General features: G+C 73.1%; 22 protein-coding genes. 7 read left to right on the top strand and 15 right to left on the bottom strand.

Annotated elements, in window-relative coordinates; translation table 11 throughout:
* Positions 1-196: 196 nt before the first annotated feature.
* Positions 197-490, top strand: coding sequence for a co-chaperone GroES (groES, locus tag NP048_RS13100; protein ID WP_227576084.1), 294 nt, complete (start codon positions 197-199; stop codon positions 488-490).
* 111 nt (positions 491-601) lie between these two features.
* On the opposite strand, the gene NP048_RS13095 is transcribed toward groES, so the two are convergent.
* The gene (locus NP048_RS13095) at positions 602-898 is read right to left on the bottom strand and encodes a WhiB family transcriptional regulator (protein WP_227576083.1); all 297 of its coding nucleotides are present in this window, start codon (positions 896-898) and stop codon (positions 602-604) included.
* Positions 899-1,157: 259 nt separating this feature from the next.
* Between NP048_RS13095 and NP048_RS13090 the strand changes: the two genes are divergently transcribed.
* From NP048_RS13090 to NP048_RS13075, 4 genes are all read left to right on the top strand, one after another.
* Positions 1,158-2,153, top strand: coding sequence for a MerR family transcriptional regulator (locus NP048_RS13090; protein WP_227576082.1), 996 nt, complete (start codon positions 1,158-1,160; stop codon positions 2,151-2,153).
* Positions 2,154-2,347: 194 nt separating this feature from the next.
* Positions 2,348-3,022, top strand: a complete 675-nt coding sequence (locus NP048_RS13085) for a response regulator transcription factor (protein WP_227576081.1) — start codon at positions 2,348-2,350, stop codon at positions 3,020-3,022.
* 42 nt (positions 3,023-3,064) lie between these two features.
* Complete coding sequence (gene guaB, locus NP048_RS13080; protein ID WP_227576080.1) at positions 3,065-4,588, top strand: IMP dehydrogenase; 1,524 nt, start codon at positions 3,065-3,067, stop codon at positions 4,586-4,588.
* Between the two features lie 57 nt (positions 4,589-4,645).
* Positions 4,646-5,770, top strand: a complete 1,125-nt coding sequence (locus NP048_RS13075; protein ID WP_227576079.1) for a GuaB3 family IMP dehydrogenase-related protein — start codon at positions 4,646-4,648, stop codon at positions 5,768-5,770.
* A gap of 46 nt (positions 5,771-5,816) precedes the next feature.
* Here NP048_RS13075 and NP048_RS13070 read toward each other — a convergent pair whose 3' ends face one another.
* The 4 genes from NP048_RS13070 to NP048_RS13055 form a co-directional block, all read right to left on the bottom strand.
* A complete protein-coding gene (locus NP048_RS13070; RefSeq protein ID WP_227576639.1) occupies positions 5,817-6,617 on the bottom strand; it encodes an ABC transporter ATP-binding protein in 801 nt (266 codons plus the stop codon).
* A gap of 71 nt (positions 6,618-6,688) precedes the next feature.
* Positions 6,689-7,729 carry a FecCD family ABC transporter permease gene (locus NP048_RS13065; RefSeq protein WP_227576078.1) on the bottom strand — a complete coding sequence of 347 codons (1,041 nt, stop codon included), beginning with the start codon at positions 7,727-7,729 and terminating at the stop codon, positions 6,689-6,691.
* Positions 7,726-8,781: a FecCD family ABC transporter permease gene (locus NP048_RS13060; RefSeq protein WP_227576077.1), complete on the bottom strand. Its 1,056-nt coding sequence runs from the start codon at positions 8,779-8,781 to the stop codon at positions 7,726-7,728. The genes NP048_RS13065 and NP048_RS13060 overlap by 4 nt, the downstream gene beginning before the upstream one ends.
* Complete coding sequence (locus NP048_RS13055; RefSeq protein ID WP_227576076.1) at positions 8,778-9,839, bottom strand: iron-siderophore ABC transporter substrate-binding protein; 1,062 nt, start codon at positions 9,837-9,839, stop codon at positions 8,778-8,780. Before NP048_RS13055 ends, NP048_RS13060 begins: the two co-directional genes overlap by 4 nt.
* Before the next feature lie 341 nt (positions 9,840-10,180).
* Here NP048_RS13055 and NP048_RS13050 point away from each other — a divergent pair, with 341 nt between their 5' ends.
* Positions 10,181-11,794 (top strand): succinic semialdehyde dehydrogenase, encoded by a 1,614-nt coding sequence (locus tag NP048_RS13050; RefSeq protein ID WP_227576075.1) that lies wholly within the window; start codon positions 10,181-10,183, stop codon positions 11,792-11,794.
* 72 nt (positions 11,795-11,866) lie between these two features.
* On the opposite strand, the gene NP048_RS13045 is transcribed toward NP048_RS13050, so the two are convergent.
* The 3 genes from NP048_RS13045 to NP048_RS13035 form a co-directional block, all read right to left on the bottom strand.
* A complete protein-coding gene (locus NP048_RS13045) occupies positions 11,867-13,087 on the bottom strand; it encodes an acetate kinase (RefSeq protein WP_227576074.1) in 1,221 nt (406 codons plus the stop codon).
* The gene (gene pta, locus NP048_RS13040) at positions 13,084-15,198 is read right to left on the bottom strand and encodes a phosphate acetyltransferase (protein ID WP_227576073.1); all 2,115 of its coding nucleotides are present in this window, start codon (positions 15,196-15,198) and stop codon (positions 13,084-13,086) included. The genes NP048_RS13045 and pta overlap by 4 nt, the downstream gene beginning before the upstream one ends.
* Before the next feature lie 93 nt (positions 15,199-15,291).
* Positions 15,292-17,844: a phosphoketolase family protein gene (locus NP048_RS13035; protein WP_227576071.1), complete on the bottom strand. Its 2,553-nt coding sequence runs from the start codon at positions 17,842-17,844 to the stop codon at positions 15,292-15,294.
* A 221-nt stretch (positions 17,845-18,065) separates the two neighbouring features.
* Between NP048_RS13035 and NP048_RS13030 the strand changes: the two genes are divergently transcribed.
* Positions 18,066-18,947, top strand: a complete 882-nt coding sequence (locus tag NP048_RS13030; protein ID WP_227576070.1) for an SURF1 family protein — start codon at positions 18,066-18,068, stop codon at positions 18,945-18,947.
* 32 nt (positions 18,948-18,979) lie between these two features.
* On the opposite strand, the gene NP048_RS13025 is transcribed toward NP048_RS13030, so the two are convergent.
* The 7 genes from NP048_RS13025 to NP048_RS12995 form a co-directional block, all read right to left on the bottom strand.
* Positions 18,980-19,648, bottom strand: a complete 669-nt coding sequence (locus NP048_RS13025) for a hypothetical protein (protein WP_227576069.1) — start codon at positions 19,646-19,648, stop codon at positions 18,980-18,982.
* Between the two features lie 149 nt (positions 19,649-19,797).
* Positions 19,798-21,537, bottom strand: a complete 1,740-nt coding sequence (locus NP048_RS13020; RefSeq protein ID WP_227576068.1) for an ABC transporter ATP-binding protein — start codon at positions 21,535-21,537, stop codon at positions 19,798-19,800.
* Positions 21,534-23,357, bottom strand: coding sequence for an ABC transporter transmembrane domain-containing protein (locus NP048_RS13015; RefSeq protein WP_227576067.1), 1,824 nt, complete (start codon positions 23,355-23,357; stop codon positions 21,534-21,536). Before NP048_RS13015 ends, NP048_RS13020 begins: the two co-directional genes overlap by 4 nt.
* A gap of 114 nt (positions 23,358-23,471) precedes the next feature.
* Complete coding sequence (locus tag NP048_RS13010; RefSeq protein WP_227576066.1) at positions 23,472-24,011, bottom strand: hypothetical protein; 540 nt, start codon at positions 24,009-24,011, stop codon at positions 23,472-23,474.
* A complete protein-coding gene (locus NP048_RS13005) occupies positions 24,008-24,562 on the bottom strand; it encodes a hypothetical protein (RefSeq protein ID WP_227576065.1) in 555 nt (184 codons plus the stop codon). Before NP048_RS13005 ends, NP048_RS13010 begins: the two co-directional genes overlap by 4 nt.
* A 32-nt stretch (positions 24,563-24,594) precedes the next feature.
* Positions 24,595-24,735, bottom strand: coding sequence for a hypothetical protein (locus tag NP048_RS13000; protein ID WP_227576064.1), 141 nt, complete (start codon positions 24,733-24,735; stop codon positions 24,595-24,597).
* On the bottom strand, positions 24,732-25,952 hold the full coding sequence (locus tag NP048_RS12995; RefSeq protein WP_227576063.1) for a hypothetical protein: 1,221 nt from the start codon (positions 25,950-25,952) through the stop codon (positions 24,732-24,734). The genes NP048_RS13000 and NP048_RS12995 overlap by 4 nt, the downstream gene beginning before the upstream one ends.
* Between the last annotated feature and the right edge of the window lie 60 nt (positions 25,953-26,012).

Here is a 26,012-nt window from a genome sequence, read left to right as displayed (position 1 = left end):
AGGGTGCCGTGGAGGCGCGCGTGAGGGTGGGTTCTGGCACTCGGGTTGACCGAGTGCTAACGCGTTCCTAGAGTGAGGAACTGGCACTCTCCTGGTGAGGGTGCCAACCGCTCCCGTGGCCCGGCTCCCGCGACGACGGTGCGACGGTGCGGCGCAGACTCCTGAACTACTCACACATGCGAAGGGGAGGTCCGCTGTGTCGGTCTCCATCAAGCCCCTCGAGGACCGCATCGTTGTCAAGGCCCTCGAGGCCGAGACCACGACCGCGTCGGGTCTCGTCATCCCGGACAGCGCCAAGGAGAAGCCCCAGGAGGGCGAGGTCCTGGCGGTGGGCCCGGGTCGGATCGACGACAAGGGCAACCGCGTGCCGCTGGACGTGGCCGTGGGCGACAAGGTCATCTACTCGAAGTACGGCGGCACCGAGGTGAAGTACGCGGGTGAGGAGTACCTCATCCTCTCGGCGCGCGACATCCTCGCCGTCGTCGCCTGACGACAGCTCTGCTGACCGGGGACCCGTCCCCGGCACGACGAAGGCCCCCTCCCGCGGGAGGGGGCCTTCGTCGTGCGTATGGAGGTTCAGGCCGTGCGGAGGTTCAGGGGCTCAGGCGGTGACGCGGCGCCCGGCGCGCTCGGCGAGGACGGTGGCGCGCTCCTCCTCCGACAGCCCGCCCCACACGCCGTACGGCTCGCGCACGGCCAGCGACTGCTCGCGGCACTCCTTGAGCACGGGGCACGTCGCGCAGATGGCCTTGGCGGCCTCCGCACGGCGCCGCCGGGCCGAGCCACGCTCCCCCTCGGGGTGGAAGAAGAGGTCCTGGTCAGCATCGCGGCAGGCGCCGTCGAACTGCCACTCCCACAGGTCCATCACCGGTCCGGGAAGACGCGAGATCTCGGCCATGTGTTCCTCCTTGGCTACTACGTGGTCGTCCTGCGGTGCTGGACCGGGACGAAAGTCGGTGGCCGACCCGGTACCCCGTGTCGACGTGACGCCACGCTACAACCGCTTCAGAAGTTGTTCAAGGCCCAGTTTCTGACGCGATCATGTGAATCGGTGCCTGGCGCGATCTGGACGCGGGTGCAGGACGCCCGTCCGTGACGACGGTCTGCGCTCGGCGCGCGCTCGTGGGATCGCGCCATGCGGCTGGCACAATCGCTTCATGGACCCCGCAGCCGACGAGCCCCCTGCTGGTCCGGCGCTGACCGTCGCGGCCGTCGCGCGCCGCCTCGGTGTCGCCCCCGCGACCCTGCGGACCTGGGACCGGCGCTACGGCCTGGGGCCCTCCGAGCACTCCGCCGGCGCGCACCGCCGCTACACGACCCACGACCTCGAGCGGCTCATGGTGATGCGCCGGCTCACCATCGACGGGGTTGCCCCGGCCGAGGCCGCACGGCTGGCGCTGTCCTCCGAGGTCCCGGGCGTCGTCACGCACCCGGTCCCCACCGCTGGCAGCGACGACCTCACCGGGCGGCTCCCCGTCCCCGGCGCGACGGCACCGGGCGCGTCCGGGACGTCCCTCGCCAGCGGTCCGGCCGGCGCCGCCGCGGGCGTCGCAGCGCTCGTCGACGCCGCGCTGACCGGCCGCGTCGACCGTTGTGCGGCGCTCCTCGACCCGGCGGGGCTCGACCTGTCGCGGTGGTGGGTCGACCGCGTGCAGCCGGCCCTGGCCGCGCTCGCGCGGCGGACCGTCGTCGAGCGCCCGGGGGTCGACGCGCGCGAGACCCTGGTCGGCGCCGTGCTCGGTGCGCTGCGGGCCCGCACCGCAGCACCCCCGCCCACCGGCGCGCCCGTGGTCCTGCTCCTGCCGGTGCCGGGGGAGCCGCGGCCCGTCGTCGCGCACGTCCTCGCGGCAGCACTCGTCGACGGTGGTGTCGACGCGCGGCTCGTCGGCGGGCCGGTCTCGACGCGGCACGCGGGCGAGCTGGCCCTCATGACGCGGGCGCGCGCGGTGGTGACCCTGTCGGAGTCCGCGACCCCGGACCTGTCGGTCGTGGCGCGCCTCGCGCAGGAGCGCACCGACCTGCCGCAGTTCGTCATGGTGCCCGACGTCGCCGAGGAACGGGTGCCCCTGGACCGTTCGGTGCACCGGTCCCGTACGATCCCGGGACTCGTCCACGAGGCGTTGGCGGCCGTTGCGCAGTCGGCACCCCTGTGACCGTTGTCATGTGCTCACGCCTGCGTGACCCGTTCGCGTGATGCCATTGCACGCGTGAGCCCGCAACCGTGAGGAAACGGCGCGTTCAAGTCTCGGCGGTCGGTGCAGAGGGCTAACGTGACGCACCGGTAACGCCGATGCAGGCATGGACCGTGCACGCATGTGGTGACGGGATCGGCGCGAGGAGGAACCCCATGGCTGGAGTCGTGGTTTGCCACGGCTCGGCGACCGTTCGTGAGCGGCTCGTCGTGACATCGATCGGTGTGCCGTCGTTGGCACCCGTCCGCGCTGCGGCGACGGCCGACGAGCTGCTGGCGCTCGCGCGCCGCATCGCTCCCACCGTCGTCCTGCTCGACGCCCACCTGCCCGGTGCCGGACCCGCGGAGGCCATCCGCCGTCTGCGGTCCGTCGCCCCGTCGGCCGCGATCGTGCTGCTCGCCGGTCCCGACGACGGGGAGGCCCTCGACCGTGCGCTCGCGCTCGGTGCGCGCGGCTTCCTGGCCCCCGACGTCGGCCGCGCCGAGCTCGCCGCGGTCGCCGCGCACGTGCAGGCCAGCCCGGTCTCGTCCGCACCGCCCGGTGCACCGGCGGTGCCGCACCCGGCCTCGCCGCTGCAGGAGACGCACGCGTCGCGGGCCGACGCCGGTGTCGGGCCGCGGCAGGGCGACCCCAACCCCGTGCTGACCAAGCGTGAGATCGAGGTGCTCGTGGGCATGAGCCATGGGCGGTCCAACGCGCAGATCGGGCAGGAGCTCTTCCTCTCGGAGGACACGGTCAAGACCCACGCACGCCGTCTGTTCCGCAAGCTCGGGGCGTCGGACCGGGCGCAGGCCGTCGCCATCGGGCTGCGGCGCGGAATCATCGACTGACCAGGAGTCCCGGCGCCGTCGTCCGCCCCGTATCCTGAGGTGATGACGGCGCCCGATTTCTCCACGTCACCCGCGGACCCGTTCGCCCGGGTCGGTCTCACCTACGACGACGTCCTGCTGCTGCCCGGCGAGACGGACGTGATCCCCTCCGAGGTCGACACGACGTCCCGGCTGACCCGCGAGATCATCGTGCGCGTCCCCCTGGTGTCCGCGGCCATGGACACGGTCACCGAGTCCCGCATGGCGGTCGCGATGGCGCGCCAGGGCGGGGTCGGCATCCTGCACCGCAACCTGTCGATCGCCGACCAGGCGCACCAGGTCGACGTGGTCAAGCGCTCCGAGTCCGGCATGGTCTCCGACCCCGTGACCGTCGGGCCCGACGCGACGCTCGCGGAGCTCGACGCGCTGTGCGGCACGTACCGCGTCTCCGGCCTGCCCGTGGTCGATGACGACCGCCGGCTCGTGGGCATCATCACCAACCGCGACCTGCGCTTCGTCCCCGCCGCGGAGTTCGCCACGCGCCGCGTTCGCGACGAGATGACGTCGATGCCGCTGATCACCGCCCCGGTCGGCATCGCGCGCGCCGACGCGGCCGCGCTGCTCGCCAAGCACAAGGTCGAGAAGCTCCCGCTCGTCGACGAGCAGGGCAGGCTCGCCGGGCTCATCACCGTCAAGGACTTCGTCAAGACCGAGCAGTACCCGCAGTCCACCAAGGACGCTGACGGGCGCCTGGTCGTCGGTGCCGCGATCGGGTTCTTCGGCGACGCGTGGGAGCGTGCGACCGCGCTCGTCGAGGCAGGTGTCGACGTCCTCGTCGTCGACACCGCCAACGGGCACGCGCGCCTCATGCTCGACATGGTCCGGCGCCTGAAGTCGGACCCGGCGACGCGCCACGTCCAGGTCATCGGCGGGAACGTGGCGACGCGCGCCGGTGCTCAGGCGCTGGTCGACTCCGGCGTCGACGCCGTGAAGGTGGGCGTCGGGCCCGGGTCGATCTGCACGACGCGCGTCGTGGCCGGCGTCGGCGTGCCGCAGGTGACCGCGATCCACGACGCGTCGCAGGTGTGCCGGCCGGCCGGTGTGCCGGTCATCGGCGACGGTGGCCTGCAGTACTCGGGCGACATCGCCAAGGCGCTCGTCGCCGGCGCCGACACCGTCATGCTGGGCTCGCTCCTCGCGGGCTGCGACGAGTCTCCCGGTGACCTGGTGTTCGTCAACGGCAAGCAGTTCAAGCACTACCGCGGCATGGGCTCGCTCGGCGCGATGGCGTCGCGCGGGCGCGTGTCGTACTCCAAGGACCGGTACTTCCAGGCCGACGTGACGACCGACGAGAAGATCGTCCCCGAGGGCATCGAGGGTCAGGTGCCGTACCGCGGGCCGCTGTCGGCCGTCGCGCACCAGCTCGTCGGCGGCCTGCACCAGTCGATGTTCTACGTGGGCGCCCACACCATCCCGCAGCTGCAGGAGCGTGGGCAGTTCATCCGGATCACGCCGGCAGGGCTCAAGGAGTCCCACCCGCACGACATCCAGATGACGGTCGAGGCGCCCAACTACACGGGCCGCTGAGGCGCGCGGCACGCGGCGCGCGCCGGGCCACCCCGCGCGCGCCGGTAGGCTCTTCGGGTGACCAGCGACATCGAGATCGGTAGGGGCAAGCGAGGACGCCGGGCGTACTCCTTCGACGACATCGCGGTGGTGCCGTCGCGCCGTACGCGTGACCCGGAGGAGGTCTCGGTCGGCTGGCAGATCGACGCCTACCACTTCGACCTGCCCGTCCTCGCAGCGCCCATGGACTCGGTGATGAGCCCCGCGTCAGCGGTCGCTCTGGGACGCGCCGGTGGTCTCGGCGTGCTCGACCTCGAAGGTCTGTGGACGCGCTACGACGACCCGACGGCGCTGCTCGAGGAGATCGCTGCACTTGACGCGCCGCGCGCGACCGCTCGCATGCAGGAGATCTACGCGGCCCCGATCCGCCCCGAGCTGATCCGTGCCCGGCTGCAGGAGATCCGCGACGCAGGGGTCGTCGTCGCGGGCGCCCTGAGCCCGCAGCGCACGCAGGAGCACTGGCGCACGGTCGTCGACGCGGGCGTCGACGTGTTCCTCATCCGCGGGACCACCGTGTCGGCCGAGCACGTGTCCGGGCGTGCCGAGCCCCTGAACCTCAAGCGCTTCATCTACGAGCTCGACGTCCCCGTGATCGTCGGCGGCGCGTCGACGTACACCGCGGCGCTGCACCTCATGCGCACGGGTGCGGCAGGTGTCCTCGTCGGGTTCGGCGGGGGAGCGGCGCACACGACGCGCGCGTCCCTCGGCATCCACGCGCCCATGGCGACGGCGGTCGCCGACGTGGCCGCAGCCCGGCGCGACTACCTCGACGAGTCCGGCGGCCGGTACGTGCACGTCATCGCCGACGGCGGCGTGGGTCGGTCGGGCGACCTGGTCAAGGCCGTCGCGTGCGGCGCGGACGCGGTCATGCTGGGTGCGGCGCTCGCACGCGCGACCGACGCCCCGGGCCGCGGCTTCCACTGGGGCCCCGAGGCGCACCACCCCCAGCTGCCGCGCGGCGAGCGTGTGGAGGTGGGCACGGTCGGGACCCTCGAGCAGATCCTGTTCGGGCCGGGTCACACGGCCGACGGCACGCTCAACCTCATCGGTGCGCTGCGCCGGGCGATGGCCACGACGGGGTACTCCGACCTCAAGGAGTTCCAGCGGATCGAGGTCGTCGTCTCGCCGTACCAGCCGTACTGACGCGTCGGCGCGGCGACGGGCCCGTCTCGTGGTCGGCCCTCGCCGGTCACGGTACGGGCTGTGCCGCCGGCAGGTCGGCTGGCGAGTCGGGCACGCCCTCCTCCGTCGCCGGCGCGGCCGGGGCGGTGCGGTGCCGGCCGATCGGCAGCACCAGCGGCGAGCCGCTGACCGGGTCGGGCACGACGCGGGCGGCCATGCCGAACACGTCGCGCACCATCGTCTCGGTGACCACGTCGGCCGGGGTGCCCTGCGCGTACAGGCGCCCGTCCGTGAGGGCCACGAGCCGGTCGGCGTAGCGCGCCGCGAGGTTGAGGTCGTGCAGGACCATGACGATCGTCGTGCCACGGTCGCGGTTGAGGTCGGCGAGCAGGTCGAGCACGTCGACCTGGTGGGAGACGTCGAGGAACGTCGTGGGCTCGTCGAGCAGCAGAACGTCGGTCTGCTGCGCGAGAGCCATCGCGATCCACACGCGCTGGCGCTGCCCGCCCGACAGCTCGTCGACCGGGCGGTCGGCCAGGTCGAGGATGTCGGTCGCGACGAGCGCCTGCTCGACGATCTCGTCGTCCTGCGCGGTCCAGCGGCGGAACCAGCCCTGGTGGGGGTAGCGACCACGCCCGACGAGGTCCGCCACGGCGATGCCCTCGGGGCACACGGGGGACTGGGGGAGCAGTCCGAGGATCGTCGCGACCTCCTTGGACGGCATCGTGTCGATCGGGGTGCCGTCGAGCAGGACTCGGCCGCTGCGCGGGCGCAGCAGGCGTGCCATGGCGCGCAGCAGGGTGGACTTGCCGCAGCCGTTGGCGCCGACGATCGCGGTGATCCGCCCGGGCGCGACCTCGAGCGTCATGTCGTGCACGACGACCCGCTCGTCGTACCCGACGGTGATGCCCTCGACCGCGAGGGTGTGGACGGGGTCCGTCACAGGGAGCCTCCGGAGCGGTTGGTCCTGGCGAGCAGCCAGAGCAGGTAGGGCGCGCCGAGCACGCCGGTGACGACGCCGACGGGGAAGCGGTGGACCAGCAGGTGCTGCCCCACCAGGTCCGCCACCAGCACGAGCAGCGCCCCGACGAGGCCGGCAGGGACGACGACCGGCCCGGTGCCGCGCAGCAGGCGGTGCGCGATGGGGCCGGACAGGAACGCGACGAACGCGATCGGCCCGGTCGCGGCGGTCGCCACCGCGATGACGGCGACCGCGACGAGCAGCAGCGCCAGGCGCGAGCGGTCGGGCTGCACACCGAGGCCGGCCGCGGCGTCGTCGCCGAGCTGCAGCGCGGGCAACCGGCGGGCGAGCACCAGGAGCACGGGCAGCAGCACGCCGAGCGCGGCGGCGAGCGGTCCGACGCCGGGCCAGAACGCGGAGTTCAGGGACCCGGTCAGCCAGCGCAGGGCCTCGCCGGCGTCGTACACGCCCGCGCGGGTCAGGGCGTAGCCGATGACGGAGTCGAGCATGGCCCCCACGGCGATGCCGATGAGCACGAGGCGGGCGCCCTGCACGCCGTCACGCCACGACAGCGTGTAGATCACGGCGGCGACGGCGAGGCCCGCGACGACCGCGACGCCCGAGAGCGCCGGGCCGGACAGGCCGAACGCGGTGATCGCGACGACCGCGGCCGCGCTCGACCCTGCGCTGACACCGATGATGTCGGGGCTGGCCAGAGGGTTGCGCAGCATCGTCTGGAACACGACGCCGCCCATGCCGAACGCGACGCCCACGAGCACGGCCGTCAGGACGCGAGGCGCGCGCAGCACGCCGACGTTGAACGACGCACCGGGCACCTGCTCGCCCAGCAGCACGCGCAGCACCTCGGTCGGCGCGTACGAGCGCTCGCCGACGCACAGCGCGACGACGGCGACGGCGACCACCGCGAGGGCGAGGACGGTCAGGACGGTCCGGTAGCGCCGTGCGCGGGCCTGACGGCCGCGTGCGACGACGCCCGCCGCGAGCAGCAGCGTGGTCACAGCTCACGCACCTTGTGCCGACGGATGATCGCGATGAACACGGGTGCACCGAGCACGGCCGTGACGATGCCGACCTCGACCTCCTGCGGCCGCGCGACGACACGCCCCACGACGTCGGCGGCCAGCAGCAGCGCGGCGCCGAGCGCGGCGGAGACGGGCAGCAGCCAGCGGTGGCTGGGGCCGGTGAACGTGCGTGCGAGGTGCGGCACGACGAGCCCGACGAACCCGATGGGCCCGGCGGCGGCGACCGCGGTGCCGCACAGCAGGACCGCGCCCAGGCCACCGACGGCCCGGACGGTGCCCACGCGCTGCCCCAGCCCGACCGCGACGTCGTCACCGAGCGCGATGGCGTCCATGCCGCGCGCGCAGCCGACGGCGAGCACCGCGCCGACCACGAGGAAGGGCGTGACCTGGGCGATCTCCGCGAACGACGCGCGGCCCAGCGAGCCCACCTGCCAGAACCGGAACGTGTCGAGCACGTCGGTGCGCGACAGCAGCACCATGGACACACCCGACCCGAGCGCCGCGGTGGTGGCGGCCCCGGCCAGCGCGAGCTTGAGCGGGGTCGCCCCCTCGCGGCCCATCGACCCGATGGCGTAGACGAGCAGCGCCGCGAGCGCCGCGCCCGCGAACGCGAACCACACGTACTGGGTCAGCGTCGACAGCCCGAGCAGCATGATGCCGAGCACCACCGCGAGCGAGGCGCCCGAGCTGATGCCGAGCAGCGCGGGGTCCGCGAGCGGGTTGCGGGTCAGGCCCTGCAGGACCGCCCCGCCGACGCCGAGCGCGGCACCCACGAGCAGCCCGAGGACCGTGCGCGCGACGCGCGAGCGCACGGCCGCCTGCGCGATGTCCGTCGTGTCGGGGTGCAGCACGCCCGCCACCACGTCGTCCCAGCCGACGACCCGCGCCCCGAACGCGAGCGACGCGACCACGGCGAGGAGCACGCCGACGACGCACGCGGCGAGGCCGAGCGTGCGACGACGGCGCAGGGACGCCGGCCCCACCCGTGCGGGCGGGGCCGGCGTCCCGGCGGTGGCGGTGAGGGTCATCCGACCTTCGCCGCGGCGGCCTGGAACAGGTCGAGGTAGGCGTCGAGCGCCCACGGGACCGACAGGACGGTCGGGCCGGACGTGGCCGAGGAGAGCGGGGCGCCGTCCGGGACGACGACCACGGAACCGCGCGCGACGGCCGGGATCTTGTTCAGCAGCGGGTCGGCCTGCAGCGTGGCGAGCGTCGAGTCGTCGCCGTAGGTCACCAGGACGTCGACGTCGGACAGCGCGTCGGCCTGCTCGGAGGCGAGGTTGACGAAGAACTCCTCGGTGTCGCCCGCGAGCTCGACGACCGACGGCGCGACCTTCATGCCGAGGTCCTCGAGGAGCTGCACGCGCGCGTCCAGCGGTGTGTAGACGCCGATCGTACTGAGGTCGGCCGGGTCGATCCACGTGTACGCGATCGTCGTGCCCTCGACGTCCGGGCGCTCGGCGAGCGCGTCCTCGATCTGCGCGAGGACGTCGTCGACGATCTCCTGCGCCTCGGCCTCGCGGCCCAGGGCCCGGCCGTTGACGAGCGCCATGTCCTTCCAGTTCGTGCCCCACGCGAACTCGGGCCACGACACGGTCGGCGCGATCTGCTGCAGCGTCGTCCAGTCCTCCTGGGTGAGGCCGGAGTAGGCGGCCAGGACGACGTCGGGCTCGGTGTTGGCGACCGACTCGAACGCGATGCCGTCGGTCTCGTCGAAGAGCACCGGCAGGTCGTCGCCCGTGGCACCCAGCTTCTCGAGCGCCTCGAACGTCCACGGGAGCACGCCGTCGGCGTCGTCGTCGCCGTAGGTCGACCCGGCGAACCCGACGGGGACGATGCCCAGCGCGATCGGTACGTCGTGGTTGCCCCAGTTGACGGTCGCCACGGCGGTCGGCTCGGACTCGACGGTCGTCTCACCGAACGCGTTGGTCAGCGTGACGGGGAAGGCGGCGCCGTCCGCGCTCGGCGACGCAGTCGCGCCGTCACCGTCGGCCGCGCCGCCCGTCGAGCAGGCGGCGAGGAGGAGGGCTGCGGCGGTCGCGGCGACGAGCGGTCGCAGGGCGCGGCGGGAGGGCGCAGTGCGCATGGTGTCCTTCGCAGAGGGTCGCAGTCATCGGGACGAGCGACGCGTGCGCGCAGCCTCCCGACGGGCCCGCGGTGGGCGGGCTCAATAGGTGAGGCTTACCTTACGCCACGGGTGGCAGCGTGCGTGGTGTGACGTGGGCGACACCGTCGGCCGGACGCCGTCAGCGGCGCTCCCGCCGGTACGGCGCGCGGGACCACACGAGCCCGACGGCCGCGACCACGACGCCCAGGCCCGGGAGCCGCAGCGTCGTGCGGGTCGTGGTGCCCTCGTCGGCGGCGGGGGGCGCAGGAGGAGCGGACGTGGTCCACCGAACGCGCAGGGCCCCGGCGTACGCTGACGCGATGGCGCACGATCATGCCGACCTGCACGACCCCGAGACCGACCCGCTCGCGACGTACGTGCTCGAGCCCGACGACGTGCGAAGTCTCCTCGCGCGCGTCGTCGCCCGCCCCGGGCACTCCACCGCGTCGTCGTCGGCACCCTTCACGGGAGCGCCCGTGGCCGCGGTGCCGCTGACCGTGCCCGCGGACCTGCCCGAGGCGGCACGCCGCGCCCGCGCGGCGCAGCGGTTGTGGGCGGCCCGCCCCGGGCGTGAGCGTGCCGCGGTGCTGCTGCGCGTGCACGACCTGCTGCTCGAACGGCAGTCCGAGGTCCTCGACCTGCTCCAGGTCGAGACCGGCAAGGCGCGCACCCACGCGTGGGAGGAGGTCGGCGACGCCGCCAACACGGCGCGCTACTACGCGCTGCGTGCGCGCCGCTTCCTGTCGCCCCGCAGCGTGCGCGCGCTGACGGGCCCGTTCTCCTCCGCGCGGGTCCTGCGTCATCCCGTCGGCGTCGTCGGGATCGTCACGCCCTGGAACTACCCGCTGGCGCTCGGGCTGGGGGACTCGCTGACCGCCCTGGTCGCCGGCAACGCCGTGCTGCTGCGTGCGGACCCGCAGACCGCCCTCACGCTCCTGTGGTGCGCCGAGCTGCTCGAGGACGCCGGCCTGCCGGAGGACCTCCTGCAGGTCGTCGTCGGCGGACCGGACGTCGGGATGGCCCTGCTCGAGCACGTCGACCACGCCGGGTTCACCGGGTCGACGCGGTCGGGTCGGGTGTTCGCGGGCCGCGCGGGGGAGCTCGGGGTGCCGGTCACCCTCGAGCTCGGCGGCAAGAACGCGATGTACGTCGCGGAGGACGTCGACGTCGAGGCCGCCGCCGAGGGCGCGGTGCGCGCCTGTTTCGGGTCCGCGGGCCAGCTGTGCGCGAGCATCGAGAGGATCTACGTGCACGAGCAGGTACGGGAGGCGTTCGTCGCCGAGCTCGTGCGCCGCACGGCCGCGCTGCGCCTGGGCTCGGGCCTCGACTACCGCTCCGACATGGGGTCGCTCGTCGGTCCCGCGCAGCTCGCGCGCGTCGTCGAGCACGTCGAGGACGCCGTCGGGCACGGCGCCACCGTCCTCGTGGGCGGCGAGCAGCGGCCCGACCTGGGCCCGTACTTCTACGAGCCGACGGTGCTGGCAGACGTGCCGCCGGCGGCCCGCGCGTACCGCGAGGAGACCTTCGGGCCCGTCGTGGCCGTGTACCCGGTGGCGTCCGACGACGAGGCCGTCGCCGCACTGAACGACTCGGAGCTGGGCCTCGTGGCCGCCGTGTGGACGCGCTCGTCGGCACGGGGCGCCGCGCTCGCGGCGCGCGTGCGGGCCGGTGCCGTGTCCGTCAACGACACGCACCACCTGCTGTGGGGGAGCGTCGGTGTGCCGCTCGGCGGGGTCGGGGCGTCGGGGTACGGGCGCCGCCACGGGCGCGAGGGCCTGTGGGAGACGACGTGGACGCAGGCCGTGGTGGCCCAGCGTGGCGTCCACACCGGGCGCGGGCTCGGCATGCGCCAGGTCCACGAGCTGGGCACCGAGGTCTGGCCGCGCGTCCTCACCCGTCTCCTGCAGGTCGAGCGCAGCCTGCGCCTGCCCTGACCGACGACAGCAGATCGCCCTGTCGCCCCGGGGTACCCGGGGGCGACAGGGCGATCGGGCCGGTCGTGCGGCTCAGGCGCCGACGACCTCCAGTGCCTGGCGGGCGATGGCCAGCTCCTCGTTGGTCGGCACCACCATCACCGTGACCCGCGCGCCGTCGGGCGAGATGACCGTGGGCTGCGACTTGCGGCCCGCGTTGCGCTCGAGGTCGACCTCGATGCCCAGGCCCTCGAGCCCGGTGAGGACACCCGCACGCACGATGTCGTCGTTCTCGCCGACGCCGGCCGTGAACGCGATGACGTCCACGCGGCCGAGCACCGCGTAGTAGGCGCCGATGTACTTGCGCAGCCGGTGCAGGTACACGTCGAGCGCGAGCCGCGCCCCGGCGTCACCCTGCTCGACGAGGTCGTGCAGCGCGCGGAAGTCGTTCACCCCCGACAGGCCCTTGATGCCCGAGCGGCGGTTGAGCAGGTCGTCGATCTCGTCGATGCTCATGCCCGCGTTGCGGTGCAGGTGGAAGACGACGGCGGGGTCGATGTCGCCCGACCGCGTCCCCATGACCAGCCCCTCGAGGGGCGTCAGGCCCATCGACGTCTCGGCGGCCACCCCGCCGCGCACGGCGGACGCCGACGCGCCGTTGCCGAGGTGCAGCACGATCTGGTTGAGGTCCTCCAGCGGGCGGCCCACGAGCTCGGCCACCTGCCGCGAGACGTACTGATGCGACGTGCCGTGGGCGCCGTACCGGCGCACCCGGTGCGCCGCCGCCACGTCGGCGTCGATCGCGTACGTCGCCGCGGCGTCGGGCAGGTGACGGAAGAACGCCGTGTCGAAGACCACGACGTGCGGGACGTCCGGCAGCAGGGCCTGTGCGACCCGGATGCCGGTGAGGTTCGCCGGGTTGTGCAGCGGAGCCAGGGGCGCCAGCTCCTCGATGAGGCGCTCGACCTCGGCGTCGACCAGCACAGGACCGTCGAAGAGCGCACCACCCTGCACCACGCGGTGACCGACCGCGACGACGTGCGCCGCCTCGAGGTCCGGACCGATCTCGTCGAACAGCCCGAGGACGATCCGCAGGCCCTCGGCGTGGTCGGGCACCGGCAGCTCGCGACGAGTCGTCGAGCCGAGCGCGACGTGCTTGACGGAGCCGACGCCCTCGCCGATCTGCTCGACGATGCCCGACGCGATGGCCTGCCCGCTGTCCGGGTCGACGAGCTGGTACTTGATGGAGGACGAACCGGAGTTGATGACCAGCACGCTCGCGGCGGGCTGGTCGGACGGGGTGGACGTGCTCATCGTGCGGATTCCTCCGGTGTCGTGACGGTGCCGGCCGTGCCGGCGGCGGCGGCGGCGAGCGCCTGCGCCTGGATCGCGGTGATCGCGACGGTGTTGACGATGTCCTGCACGAGCGCCCCGCGCGACAGGTCGTTGACGGGCTTGCGCAGACCCTGCAGGACGGGGCCGATGGCGACGGCGCCGGCCGAGCGCTGCACGGCCTTGTACGTGTTGTTGCCCGTGTTGAGGTCGGGGAACACGAAGACGTTGGCACGGCCCGCGACCGCGGAGTCCGGCATCTTCGTCTTGGCGACCGACGCGTCGACGGCGGCGTCGTACTGGATCGGGCCCTCGACCGAGAGGTCGGGACGGCGCTCGCGCACCAGGCGCGTCGCCTCACGGACCTTCTCGACGTCCGCACCGGAGCCCGACTCGCCCGTGGAGTACGACAGCATCGCGATGAGCGGGTCGATCCCGAACTGCACGGCCGTCTCGGCCGACGAGATCGCGATGTCCGCGAGCTGCTCGGCCGTCGGGTCGGGGATCACCGCGCAGTCGGCGTACACCAGGACACGGTCCTCGAGGCACATGAGGAAGCAGCTGGACACGCTGCCCACGCCGGGCGTCGTCTTGATGATCTCGAAGGCCGGCTTGATGGTGTGCGCGGTCGTGTGGACCGCGCCCGACACCATGCCGTCGGCCATGCCGAGCTGCACCATGAGCGTGCCGAAGTAGGACACGGACGACACGATCTCCCGCGCGCGCTCGACCGTCATGCCCTTGTGGCGGCGCAGCTCGGTGTAGACCTCCGCGAAGCGCTCCAGGGTCTCGCCGTTCTTCGGGTCGATGACCTGGGCGCCGTCGAGGTCGAGGCCGAGCTCGGTCGCGCGTGCGCGGATCGCGGCCTCCTCGCCGAGGATCGTCAGGTCCGCGACCTGGCGCTGCAGCAGCGTCGAGGCGGCGCGCAGGATGCGGTCGTCGTTGCCCTCCGGGAGCACGACGTGCTTGCGGTCCGAGCGCGCCCGGTCGAGCAGCGCGTACTCGAACATCAGCGGCGTGACGACGCCCGGACGCGGCACGTCGAGGGTTGCGAGCAGCTCGGCGCCGTCGACGTGCTGCTCGAACAGCGCGAGCGCCCTGTCGACCTTGCGCTGCGCGTCGTACGTCAGGCGCCCGCGCGTGGCCGCGGCGGCGCTCGCGGAGCGGAACGTGCCGAGCGACGTCGTGATGAGCGGCAGGCGCGAGCCCAGACCCCCGATGAGGCGCTCGATCGTCGGCGCGGGCGGCAGGCCGCCGTTGAGGATCAGGCCGGCGAGCGACGGGAAGCCCTCCGCCTGGTGGGCCATGAGCAGGCCGAGCAGCACGTCGGCACGGTCGCCGGGCGTGATGACGACGGCCCCGTCCTGGAGCCGGTCGAGCAGGTGCTCGATCGACATGGCGCCCACCAGCACGTCGAGCACCTCGCGACCGAGCAGCTCCTCGTCCCCGCCGGTCAGCGTGCCGCCGACCGCGTGCATGAGCTGGCGCAGCGTGGGCGCGTACAGCAGCGGCGAGTCGGGCAACGCCCACACGGGCGCGTCACCGGCCAGCGCCTCGCGGACCGCGTCCAGCGCCGTGGGGTCGCACCGGTTGGCGATGACGGACACGACCTGCGCGTGGTTCGCGACGATCTCGGTGCTCGCGACGTCGACCGCGTGGTGGATGTCATCGGGCGTGCGGTTCGCGCCGTTGACGACGAGGACCACGGGCGCGGCCAGGTTCGCGGCGATGCGGGCGTTGTACGCGAGCTCCGTCGGCCCGGCGACGTCGGTGTAGTCGGTGCCCACCACGACGACCGCGTCACAGCGTCGCTCGACGTCGTGGAACCGCGACACGATGCGGGACAGCGCGGCGTCGGGGTCCGCGATGACCTCGTCGTACGTCGCGCCGACGGCCTCCTCGTACGCGATGTCGACACCGTCGTGCTCGAGCAGCAGCTCGAGGACGTAGTCCCGCTCCTCGGTCGACCGTGCGACGGGTCGGAAGACGCCGACGCGCTGCACGGTGCGCGTCAGCAGGTCGACGAGACCCAGTGCGACGACGGACTTGCCCGTGTCACCCTCGGCCGACATGACATAGATCGTCCTGGCCACAGTGCTGCTCACTTCTCTGGCCCCGGTGGGGGCTCGTGGTTCTTCGGTCGCGTCCGGGCCGGTGGGCCCGGACGCGACCGCTGGAAAATGGTGCTACTCGTTGTCACCGCCGGTGTCCGCGGTCGCCGGCGACTGCCGGGGCTGCGGGCCACCCTCCTCGGTCGCCGTCTCGCCGACGTCGGGCCACACCCAGTCGCGCACCTCGGGGATGTCCTCGCCGTGCTCCCGCGTGTACTGCCGGGCACGGATGCGGGCATCCACCATGCGCTGCCGGAGCCCCGCGTGCGAGGCCCGCAGCCAGTGGACGTGGTCGATGACATCGATGACGAGGTGGTACCGGTCGAGGTCGTTGAGCATCACCATGTCGAAAGGCGTCGTGGTGGTGCCCTCCTCCTTGTACCCGCGGACGTGCAGGTTGGCGTGCCCGTTGCGGCGGTACGTGAGGCGGTGGATGAGCCAAGGGTAACCGTGGTAGGCGAACACGATCGGACGGTCGGCCGTGAAGATCGTGTCGAACTCCCGGTCCGACAGGCCGTGCGGGTGCTCCCGCGCGTCCTGCAGGCGCATGAGGTCGACGACGTTGACGACACGGATCTTGAGCTGCGGCAGCTCGCGTCGCAGGATGTCCGCCGCGGCCAGGACCTCGAGCGTCGGGACGTCGCCGGCGCACGCGAGGACCACGTCGGGCTCCTCGTCCTTGGCCTCCGACCCGGCCCACTCCCAGATGCCCAGACCCCGTGTGCAGTGCGCGACCGCCTGGTCCATCGTGAGGAAGTTCGGCGCGGGCTGCTTGCCCGACACGACGACGTTGACGTACTGCCGGCTGCGCAGGCAGTGGTCGTACGTGCTCAGGAGGGTGTTGGCGTCCGGCGGCAGGTAGACCCGCACCACCTCGGCCTTCTTGTTGACCACGTGGTCGATGAACCCGGGGTCCTGGTGGCTGAAGCCGTTGTGGTCCTGGCGCCACACGTGGCTCGACAGCAGGTAGTTCAGGCTGGCGATCGGCCGGCGCCACGGGATGTCGTTCGTGACCTTCAGCCACTTCGCGTGCTGGTTGAACATCGAGTCGACGATGTGGATGAAGGCCTCGTACGACGTGAACAGGCCGTGCCGCCCGGTGAGCAGGTAGCCCTCGAGCCAGCCCTGGCACTGGTGCTCCGACAGCATCTCCATGACGCGGCCGGCACGGGCCATGTGCTCGTCGACGTCAGGCCCGTAGAACTCCGCGTTCCACTGCTTGTCCGTGACCTCGTACACCGCCTGCAGGCGGTTCGACGCGGTCTCGTCGGGTCCGAAGATCCGGAAGTTCTCCGGGTTGCGGCGGATGACCTCGGTGAGGAACTCGCCGAGCACGCGGGGCGCCTCCGCGAACGTCGCGCCGGGTGCCGGCACGTCCTGCGCGAAGTCGCGGAAGTTCGGCAGGCGCAGGTCGCGCAGCAGCTCACCGCCGTTGGCGTGCGGGTTGGCGCTCATGCGCAGGTCACCCGCCGGTGCGAGTGCCGAGATGTCGTCGTCCACGCGGCCCGTGGCGTCGAACAGCTCGTCCGGGCGGTACGACTGCAGCCACTCCTCGAGGACCGCGAGGTGCTCGGGGGTGTCGCGGGCGTTGGCCAGGGGCACCTGGTGCGCGCGCCACGAGCCGGTGGTCTTCTTGCCGTCGATCTCCGCCGGGCCCGTCCAGCCCTTGGGCGTGCGGAAGACGATCATCGGGTACATCGGTCGGGTCAGGTCGCCCGTCGCGGCACGCGCCTTGATGTCGGCGATCTCGTCGAGCACCTCGTCGAGCAGGACCGCGAACCGTCGGTGGATCGACAGATCGTCCTCGTCGTCGAAGCCCGCGACGAACTCGTGCGGTGTGTGGCCGTAGCCGCGCATCAGGTCGGCGAGCTCGTCGTCCGGGATGCGCGCCAGGACCGTCGGGTTGGCGATCTTGTAGCCGTTGAGGTGCAGGATCGGCAGGACGATGCCGTCCTGCTGCGGGTTGACGAACTTGTTCGAGTGCCAGCTGGTCGCCAGCGGGCCCGTCTCGGCCTCGCCGTCACCGACGACCGCCGCGACCAGCAGGTGCGGGTTGTCGAAGGCCGCGCCGTACGCGTGGCTCAGGGCGTAGCCGAGCTCACCGCCCTCGTGGATCGACCCGGGGGTCTCCGGTGCGACGTGCGACGGGATGCCGCCGGGGAACGAGAACTGCCGGAACAGCCGGCGCAGCCCCTCCTCGTCCTCGGTGAGGTCGGAGTACACCTCCGAGTACGTGCCGTCGAGGTACGCGCTGGCCACCAGGCCGGGGCCACCGTGACCCGGACCGGTGATGTAGATCGTCGACTGCTGGCGCTCGGCGATCGCGCGGTTGAGGTGCGCGTACAGGAAGGTCAGACCTGGTGTGGTGCCCCAGTGACCCAGGAGCCGCGGCTTGACGTCGTCGCGGCTCAGCGGACGGCGCAGCAGCGGGTTGTCGAGCAGGTAGATCTGGCCCACCGACAGGTAGTTGGCCGCGCGCCAGAACTTCTCGATCCGCTGGAGGGTCGCGTCGTCGATCTCGCCCGTGCCCTTGCGCCATGCCGTGCGCGCCTCCGCCGCGGCGAAGTGCCCAGCAGCGATGGGACCGGCGCCCGCAGGGCGCTCCTGGTCCGAGGTGGTGGAAGTCATGTGTCCCCTCCCGTGGGAAAGTGCCGTTCCGCTGGGTCGGCCCCCAGCCTTGCCTGAGGTCGTGGCGAGAGATGGGACGTCGGGCCCACAACGCCTGTGCTCCTGACCACAGCCATACAAGCGCACATGCCACGCACGCGCAGCGGCATGGGAGGGGCCCGGGGGTGAACATCACGTCCCGCGCCGACCGGTCGGGCCGGTCACGCCGGGTACCGTGAGGTGTGGCCGACACCCCCACGTCCCTGTGGCGCGCAGCAGTCCGGCCGCGCATGCTCCTCCTGCTCGTGGTCTTCCTCGCGGCCGCCGCCGTGTGCGGCCGCCTCGGCGCGTGGCAGCTCGAACGAGCGGACGTGCGCGGCGCGGCGGCTGCCGAGCGCGAGGCCCAGCGTGTGGTGTCGGCGGATCCCGTGGACCTGGCGGACCTGCTCGCACCGGGCGACACGTTCGTCGGGGACCTCGTCGCTCGCAAGGCGGTCGTGACCGGTACCTACGACGACGACGCGACGCTGCTCGTGACGGGCCGTGCGCACGCCGGCCGGACCGACGGCTACCTCGTGCTGACACCGCTGCGCGTGCCCACCCCCGACGGGGAGGCGATCCTGCCCGTCGTGCGTGGCTGGTCGCCCACTGCGGACGTCGCCGCTGCGCCCGCGGGTGACGTGGAGGTCGTCGGGTGGCTGCAGGTGGGCGAGGAGGCCGGGCACGCCATCGCCGACGGGCGCACCGACGCGATCAGCGCGGCGCAGCTGCTCGCCGCCTGGGGCGGGCCCGTCTACACCGGGTACCTCGTGACGCAGACGAGCGACCCGGGCGACCCGGCGGTCGCTGACGGTCTCGAGCAGCTCGCGCCGCCGACGCGCGCGGGCTCCGGTCTCAACATCCAGAACCTCGCCTACGCCGCGCAGTGGTGGATCTTCGGGCTGTTCGCCGTCGGGCTGTGGTGGCGGCTGGTGCGCGACGAGGCCGCGGGGCGCCCCGGCCCCCCGGGGCTGCCCGCGGCGTCCGGTGGCGAGCCGGCACGCGGCGACGGCGACCGCGACGGCGCGGACGGCGGCGACGACCGCGTGGACAGCGGCGACGACCGGGTGACCAGCGGCGCTTGACGGCTCCCTCCCCGTGGGGGGCGGAGCCGAGGTCAGCGGCGCGTCAGGATCTGCACGTGGTGGTCCTCGACCGGGTCCGGTGCGACGCCGTCCACCGCGTCCACGAGGCGCAGCGTGTCGCCGGTGCACTCGTAGAACCACGTCTGGGGCTTCTGCAGCGCTGTGCGCCGCTCCTCCTGCGGGTCGGACTCCTGCGTCCACGGCGTGCCGTTCTCCAGGACCACCACCTCGTGCATGATCCCCGAGGCGTCGGCGTCGCCGAGGTCGACCTGCGTGGTCGTGGCGACGTAGGGGGCCACGACGGTCCCCTCCGTCGTGGCGGTGATGTTCACGTCGACGTCGGCGCGCTCCAGCGTGACGAGATTCGTCGTCTCGGTCATCCCGGAGTACGTCGCGGTGAACTCACCGTCCGCGAAGGAGAACGACCGCTCACCGCCGAACTGGGTGTCGTACTTCCACACGATCTGCCGCATCGTCTCCGCCTGCACGGCCGCCTCGCGCGCGAGGTCCGCCACCCACGTGCCGGACTCCAGGCACGCGACCTCGGGTGGGGCGCTCGGGCTCGGGGTCGGCGTGGGGCTGGGGGCGGCCGTCGCGGCCGTGGTCGCCTGCGGGGCGCTCGAACCGACGCAGCCGACGAGGGCCAGGCATGCCACCGCGCCCATGGCGGTCGTGGCCGAACGGACGGTGCTGCGGGACATCACGGCTCCCCAGGGGCTGACACCCCGGGAGGCTGACCAAGGGGGCGTACGGGACGAAACGGACGCGCGAGTATGGCACACGCTGCGTTCCACCCGCCGTGCCGTCCCGTCCCGTTCGCGGCCGTGCCAGGGGTGCGATGAACGACTCGTCAGGCCGACTCGTGCTGCCAGGACCGCCACAGCGCCGCGTACTCGCCGCCTGCCGCGACGAGCTCGTCGTGGGGCCCGATCTCGCTGATCCGCCCGGCGTCGACCACGGCGACGCGGTCGGCGTCGTGCGCCGTGTGCAGCCGGTGGGCGATCGCGACGACCGTCCGGCCGGCGAGCACCGCGGACAGCGACCGCTCGAGGTGCCGCGCGGCACGCGGGTCGAGCAGTGACGTCGCCTCGTCCAGCACGAGCGTGTGCGGGTCGAGCAGTACGAGGCGGGCCAGCGCGAGCTGCTGGGCCTGTGCCGGCGTGAGCGCGGCGCCCCCGGAGCCGACCTCGGTGGCCAGGCCCTCGGGCAGGCCCTGGACCCACTCCCACGCGTCGACCGCGCGCAGCGCGTGCTCGATCTCGGCGTCGTCCGCGTCGACCTTGGCCAGGCGCAGGTTGTCCGCGACGGTGCCGACGAAGACGTGGTGCTCCTGCGTGACGAGCGCCACGTGACCGCGCAGCTCCTCGAGCGGCAGGTCGACCAGGGGCACGCCGCCGACGGTCGCGGTCCCGCCCGTGGGCGGGTGGATACCGGCGAGCATGCGACCCAGCGTCGACTTGCCCGCCCCGGACGGCCCGACGACGGCGAGCCGCTCACCGGGGGCGAGGTCGAGGTCGATGCCGTGCAGCACGTCGTGTCCTTCGCGGTACGCGTACCGCAGGGCGTGCGTCGAGACGCGCTCGTCCGCGGGGCGCGCGTCGGTCGCCACGCGGTCCGTCTCGACGAGCCGCACGCCGACGATGCGCGCGAGCGCGGTCGTGGCCACCTGGATCTCGTCGACCCAGTAGATGAGCTCCCACACCGGGCCCGTCACCTGGTAGGCGTACAGGACGATGGCGGTCACCGCGCCGAACGTCACGTGACCGGTCGAGGCGAGGTACCCGCCCCACACCAGCACGGCGACGGGTGCGAGGACGAACGCGAGGTCGACCCCCGGGAACAGGATCGTGCGCAGCCGCAGGGTCGCGAGCTCGGCGTCGAACGCCTCGTGCAGGTCGTCGTGGACGCGCCGCTCGCGCGCGTCGGCGAGGCTCAGGGCGTCGATCGTGCGCGCCCCCTCGACGGTCTCGGTGATCGTCCCGTTGAGCACCGCGTACGCCGCGGACTCCCGCACGTACGCGGGTGTCGCGCGCTTGAGGTACCACCGCACCATCAGGACCATCGTCGGGACCCCGACGAACAGCGCGACGGCGACGAGCGGGGCGATGAGCAGGCACGCGACGACGGTGAGCGTGATGGTGACGACCGCGACGATGACGCGCGGCACGCCGAAGCGGACGGCGTGCTGCAGCTTGTTGACGTCGTTGGTGGTCCGCGCCACGAGGTCACCCGTGCCGGCCCGCTCGACGACCGAGAGCGGCAGCGCCGTCACCGTCTCGAGGAACTCCTCACGCAGCTCGGCGAAGACCTTCTCGCCGAACAGCATGGACGCGCGCTGCGCGTACCGGATGAGGCCGGTCTGCGTGAGCACCGCGACCGCGCCGACGACGACGAGCGTGTTGACGTACCTCGCGTCGGTGCCCCGGGCGACGGCGTCGACGAGGCGGCCGAGCAGGAGCGGACCGGCGAGGCCTGCGACGGCCGCGAGCGTGTGCAGGACCGCCAGACCGCTGAGCGGTCGCCGGTGCCGGCGCAGCAGGGCGCCGGCGTAGGCGCGCACGGTCGCCGCGTCGGCGATGGGGAGCTTCACGCGGCACCTCCGGTGGTCAGGTCGACGGGGGACAGGTGGTCGTCGTGCGTGTCGGCGAACGTCGGCTCGACGGGCAGGTCGTCGTCGAGCTGGCGTCCCACGACCGCGCGGTACCGCGCTGCGACCTCGGGCCCGGCGGCGCCGTCGAGGAGTGCGGCGTGCGTGCCGCGGGCGACGAGCACGCCGTCCTGCACGAGCTGGACCTCGTCGACGTGGTCCAGGACCAGTGGGCTGGCGGTGACGACGAGTGTCGTGCGGCCGCGCCGGGCGTCGGCGAGCCGGGACGCGATGCGGGCCTCGGTGTGGGCGTCGACCGCGCTCGTCGGCTCGACGAGCACGAGGATCTCGGGCTCGGTGAGCAGGGCGCGGGCCAGCGCGACACGCTGGCGCTGGCCGCCCGACAAAGAGCGGCCCTTCTCGGGCAGCTCGCCGTCGAGCCCCTCGGGCACGGAGTCGAGCACGTCCTGCGCGTCGGCCAGCGCGATGGCGGCGAGCAGGTCCTCGCGACTCGCGCCGCCGCGCACGTCCAGTCCGGCCGCGAGGGTCCCGGAGAACAGCTGCGGCATCGCCTCGGCGACGACGACACGGCGCCGCACCTCGGCGAGCGGCAGGTCGCGCAGCGGCACGCCGCCGAGCAGCACGGGCGTCTCGGCCTCGTCCGCGTCGTCGAACCGTCCCAGTCGGGTGGCGATGCGCGCGGACTCGTCGGGGTCGGCGGACACGAGCGCGACGACGCGGCCCGTCGTGAGCGTGACGCCGCTGACCTCGTCGACGAGGGGAGACCCTGCGGGGGGCATGGCGGCCGCCTCGCCCGGGGTCGCGCCGGCGGCCGGCACCACCCGCAGCACGGCGAGCACCTTGCGCGTCCCGACCAGCGCGCGCGTCGTCGCCTGCAGGAACTCCGTCGCGTTCTGCACCGGCCAGCCGAGGAAGGCGGCGTAGCCGTACGTCGTCACGAGCTGGCCCGGCGTGATCGTGCCGGCCAGGGCCATGTGCGCACCCATCCACACGAGCGCGATGACGAACGAGCCCGGCAGGAGCACCTGCAGCGCGTCGAGCCACGACTGCGTGACGGCGACGTGCTCACCGCGCTCCCGGACGAGCTGAGACTGGGCGCGGTAGCGCCCCGTGAACACCGACTCGCCGCCGATGCCCCGCAGCACGCGCAGCCCCGAGACGGTGTCGGCGCCGAGCGTGGTCAGGCGACCCGACGCCTCGCGCTGCGCGGACTGCCGGCGCTGCAGCGGCTTGACCAGCAGGCCGAGGGTGGCCGCGACCGTCGGCAGCCCGAGCAGCACGACGAGCCCGAGCGGCACGGACACGCGGAGCATCAGGACGGCCACGGCCCCGTACGCCGTCAGCGAGCCGACGAAGCGTGCCATGACGGCGAAGACGTCACCCACCCGCAGCGCGTCGTTCGCCACCGCGGACACGACCTCGCCGGTCGGCAGCTCCGCCGTGATCGCGTGACCGGCGCGCGCCGACGTGCGGCCCACGAGCTGCGCCGTCGTGAACGCGGCCCGCAGCCAGTTGGCGATGTCGAAGCGGTGACCGAGCGCCGACGCGCCGGCGCTCAGGAGCCCGAGCGCGAGCAGGGAGCCCGCCGCCTTCAGCAGGTCGGGACCGAAGCCCTGCTCCAGCCCGTCGTCGATCGCCCGACCCGTCAGGTAGGGCAGGAACGCCTGGCAGGCGAACTGCACCACGCCGCACCCGACGGCGGCGAGCAGGATGCCCCACTGCCGGCGGGCCAGCCAGCCCAGGTAGGTGACGGGACCGCGCAGCGGCGGGGTGCCGGGATCGGCAAGAGGGAGGGAACGCACGTCCAGCAACGTTACGGGGCGGTACCGACATCGCCGAAGGGCATTACTGCGCGACCTGACCCACCGGACCGGAACGCGCGGCGCGGAGCACCCGGACCAGGCCGGGCGCCCGGCTCAGGGCGCGGGTGGCCGGGACACGCGGCGAGCGACGAACCCCAGCACCAGCAGCACGGGCGAGAGGAGGAGCAGGACGACGCCGAAGACCCGCTCCGTGCCGGCGTTGCCGGCCGCGGTGCTGCCGATGCTCTCGAGTCCTCCACCCTGGCACGTGACCTCCTTGACCAGCGGCATGGTCTCCACCCGGACGAGGAGGACCCGCTCGTCCTCGCCGACCGTGTCGGTGACCGTCTGCCGCTCGGTCGCGACGTCGAGCTCGCGCTCGCCCGAGGGCGCGCTGCCGGTGCAGGTGACCGCGGCGAGGTCGAGGTCCGCAGGGGCCCCGTAGACCAGACGTGCCGACGTGCTGGTCACCAGCTCGAGCGGCTCGCCGGCCGCGACGGTGTCGCGCAGGGCGACCGTCGTGGGTGGTCCACCTGAGGAGCCTGCGAGCATCACCACGCCCATGACCAGGACGAGCGCGGCCCCCGCCCAGACCACGACGGCGAACATGGCCGTCGCACGCCGTACCCCCAGAGGTCCGTCCTCGGGCCTCACGGCAGCGTCACGGACTCGAGCACCGTCTCCAGCTCCTCGTCGAACTGCTCCTCGGGAGCGGTCACCGCTGCGATCAACCCGGAGCCGTCCTCGAGCGTCATGAACAGCCACCTCGAGCGCGCGGCGAAGGTCCCGCTGCCGTCTGCCCGCGGCTGGTCCCCGACGTACTCGAGCTGCACCGCCTCGCTGGCGCCCGACTTCTCCACGGGTCCGTCGGCGACCTTCTTCGCCCCCGTCGCCGCGACCATCGAGGCGAAGACGGCGTCCGCCTCGACCTGCAGCGGTCGGGGCTCGGGGACGAGGACGACGCTGGCCATCGCGTCGGTCGCGTCGCTACCGCGGCGGACCACGAGGGCGCCCTCCGACTCGTCGACCTCCCAGGTGCCGGGCGTGGAGAACGTGACGTCACCGACGGTGTGCGTCGTCCAGCCGTCGGGCACGTCGGGCTCGGCCGGCCCGGTCGTCCCGCACGACGTCAGCAGGGCGCCGAGCACCAGCGTGCCGACGAGCGTCGCGCCACGGGTGAAGGTCAACGGCATCTCCTTGGTCACGGGGCGCAACGTAGCAAGAGGCGCGCGGCGCATCAGGCGAAGCCCCCGCCGCAGCCGTCGCGCGACACGAACGACTGCCCGTTCCAGTACTCGTACTGCGAGATCGTCTGACGGGTGGCCGTGTACCCCCCGGAGAGCTCCAGCTTGGCGAGGTAGGCAGCGTCGAAGTTCACGCCGTACTCGGAGGTCTCGCGCGTCGACGTCTGTCGCCAGAGCTGGCCGTTGCCGACCGCGGCACGACCGAACTCCTGGATCGAGACCCACGGGATGACCCGGGACTGGCGTACTCCGCGACGTCGAAGCCGTCGCTCAGCCCGGGGGCGTAGGGGATCCCGGCGCTGTAGAGCGTGCGCATCGCGACCTCGCGGTCCGCGTCGGTGCGGATCGGGAGGTTCATCGCGACCTCGTTCACGACGTCCGGGTCCTCGAACTGCGCCCGCGACGCGTGTCCGGCCTCGGCGGTGCCGTCGGCGACATAGCTCGACCTCACGGTCATGGACGTGGGCACGCCGGCCTTGTCGTACTCGACCTCGAGCACGTACTCGCCCTCCAGGCGCCCCGAGAGCTCGGCGTACTGACCGGTCTGACCGGGTGCATCGCCGGGGGAGAGGCCCTGGAGGTCGCCCGAGATCCCCGCGGCGCTCTTGAAGTACACGGTCCAGCTCCCGTCCTTGCGGATGCGCGTGCCCAGCGTCTGGTCGATCGATGCCTGCGCGCTGGCGCCGCCCAGGAAGGCATTGAGGACACCGGAGGCCTCACCGCCCGCCCCGGCTGCGTAGTAGGTCTCGTCCGGCACCACTCTCTCCTGGGACGTGTCACCGAACGCGTCGTGCAGCTGGTCGACGACCCACCGGCTGGGCCCTGCGGGTCCGACGACGACGTCCTTGGCGGTGGCGACGTTCTTGGCCGCCAGCAGCGCCTCCGCGTCCTCCAAGGTGGCGACGTGGTGGACCTCCCCGCCGGTGAGGTGGGCGGATGCGCTCGCACCCGCACCGAGGCCGGCGCCGTACCGGTGACCGTCCCCGGTGACGGAGACGTCGAAGCCGATGCCGACCGACGCGCCCCCCTCGAGTCCTGCACCGCGGGTCATCCGGTACGTCCCGTCACCGAGCTCTTCGATGAGCCAGTCGCCGTTGGCTCCGCCGAAGAGCACCACACCCGCGCGTACCCCGACGGAGCCGCCGTCGGCGGTGACCACGCACTGCTCGGGCGGGAGGTAGTCCTCGGGTCCGCGTACGTCGGGGCTCGGTGCGTCGCAGCCGCCGTCGCCGCCGAAGGCCTCGGCGATCCGGCACACGGCCGCCGCGACGTGCCCTTGCGCGTCGAACGCGCGCACGGACACCACGACCGCCGAGATGAGGAGCGCGGCGATCGCCAGGACGCCGATCACCTCGATCGAACCGGCACCCGAGTCGCGAGCGCGGACCATTGGCAGGGAGTTCCCGCGCGG

This window comes from Cellulomonas xiejunii (genome assembly GCF_024508315.1).
Taxonomy (GTDB): domain Bacteria; phylum Actinomycetota; class Actinomycetes; order Actinomycetales; family Cellulomonadaceae; genus Cellulomonas; species Cellulomonas xiejunii.
Note: the sequence above shows the minus strand (reverse complement) of the source record. Positions and strands in the feature narration are given on the sequence as shown.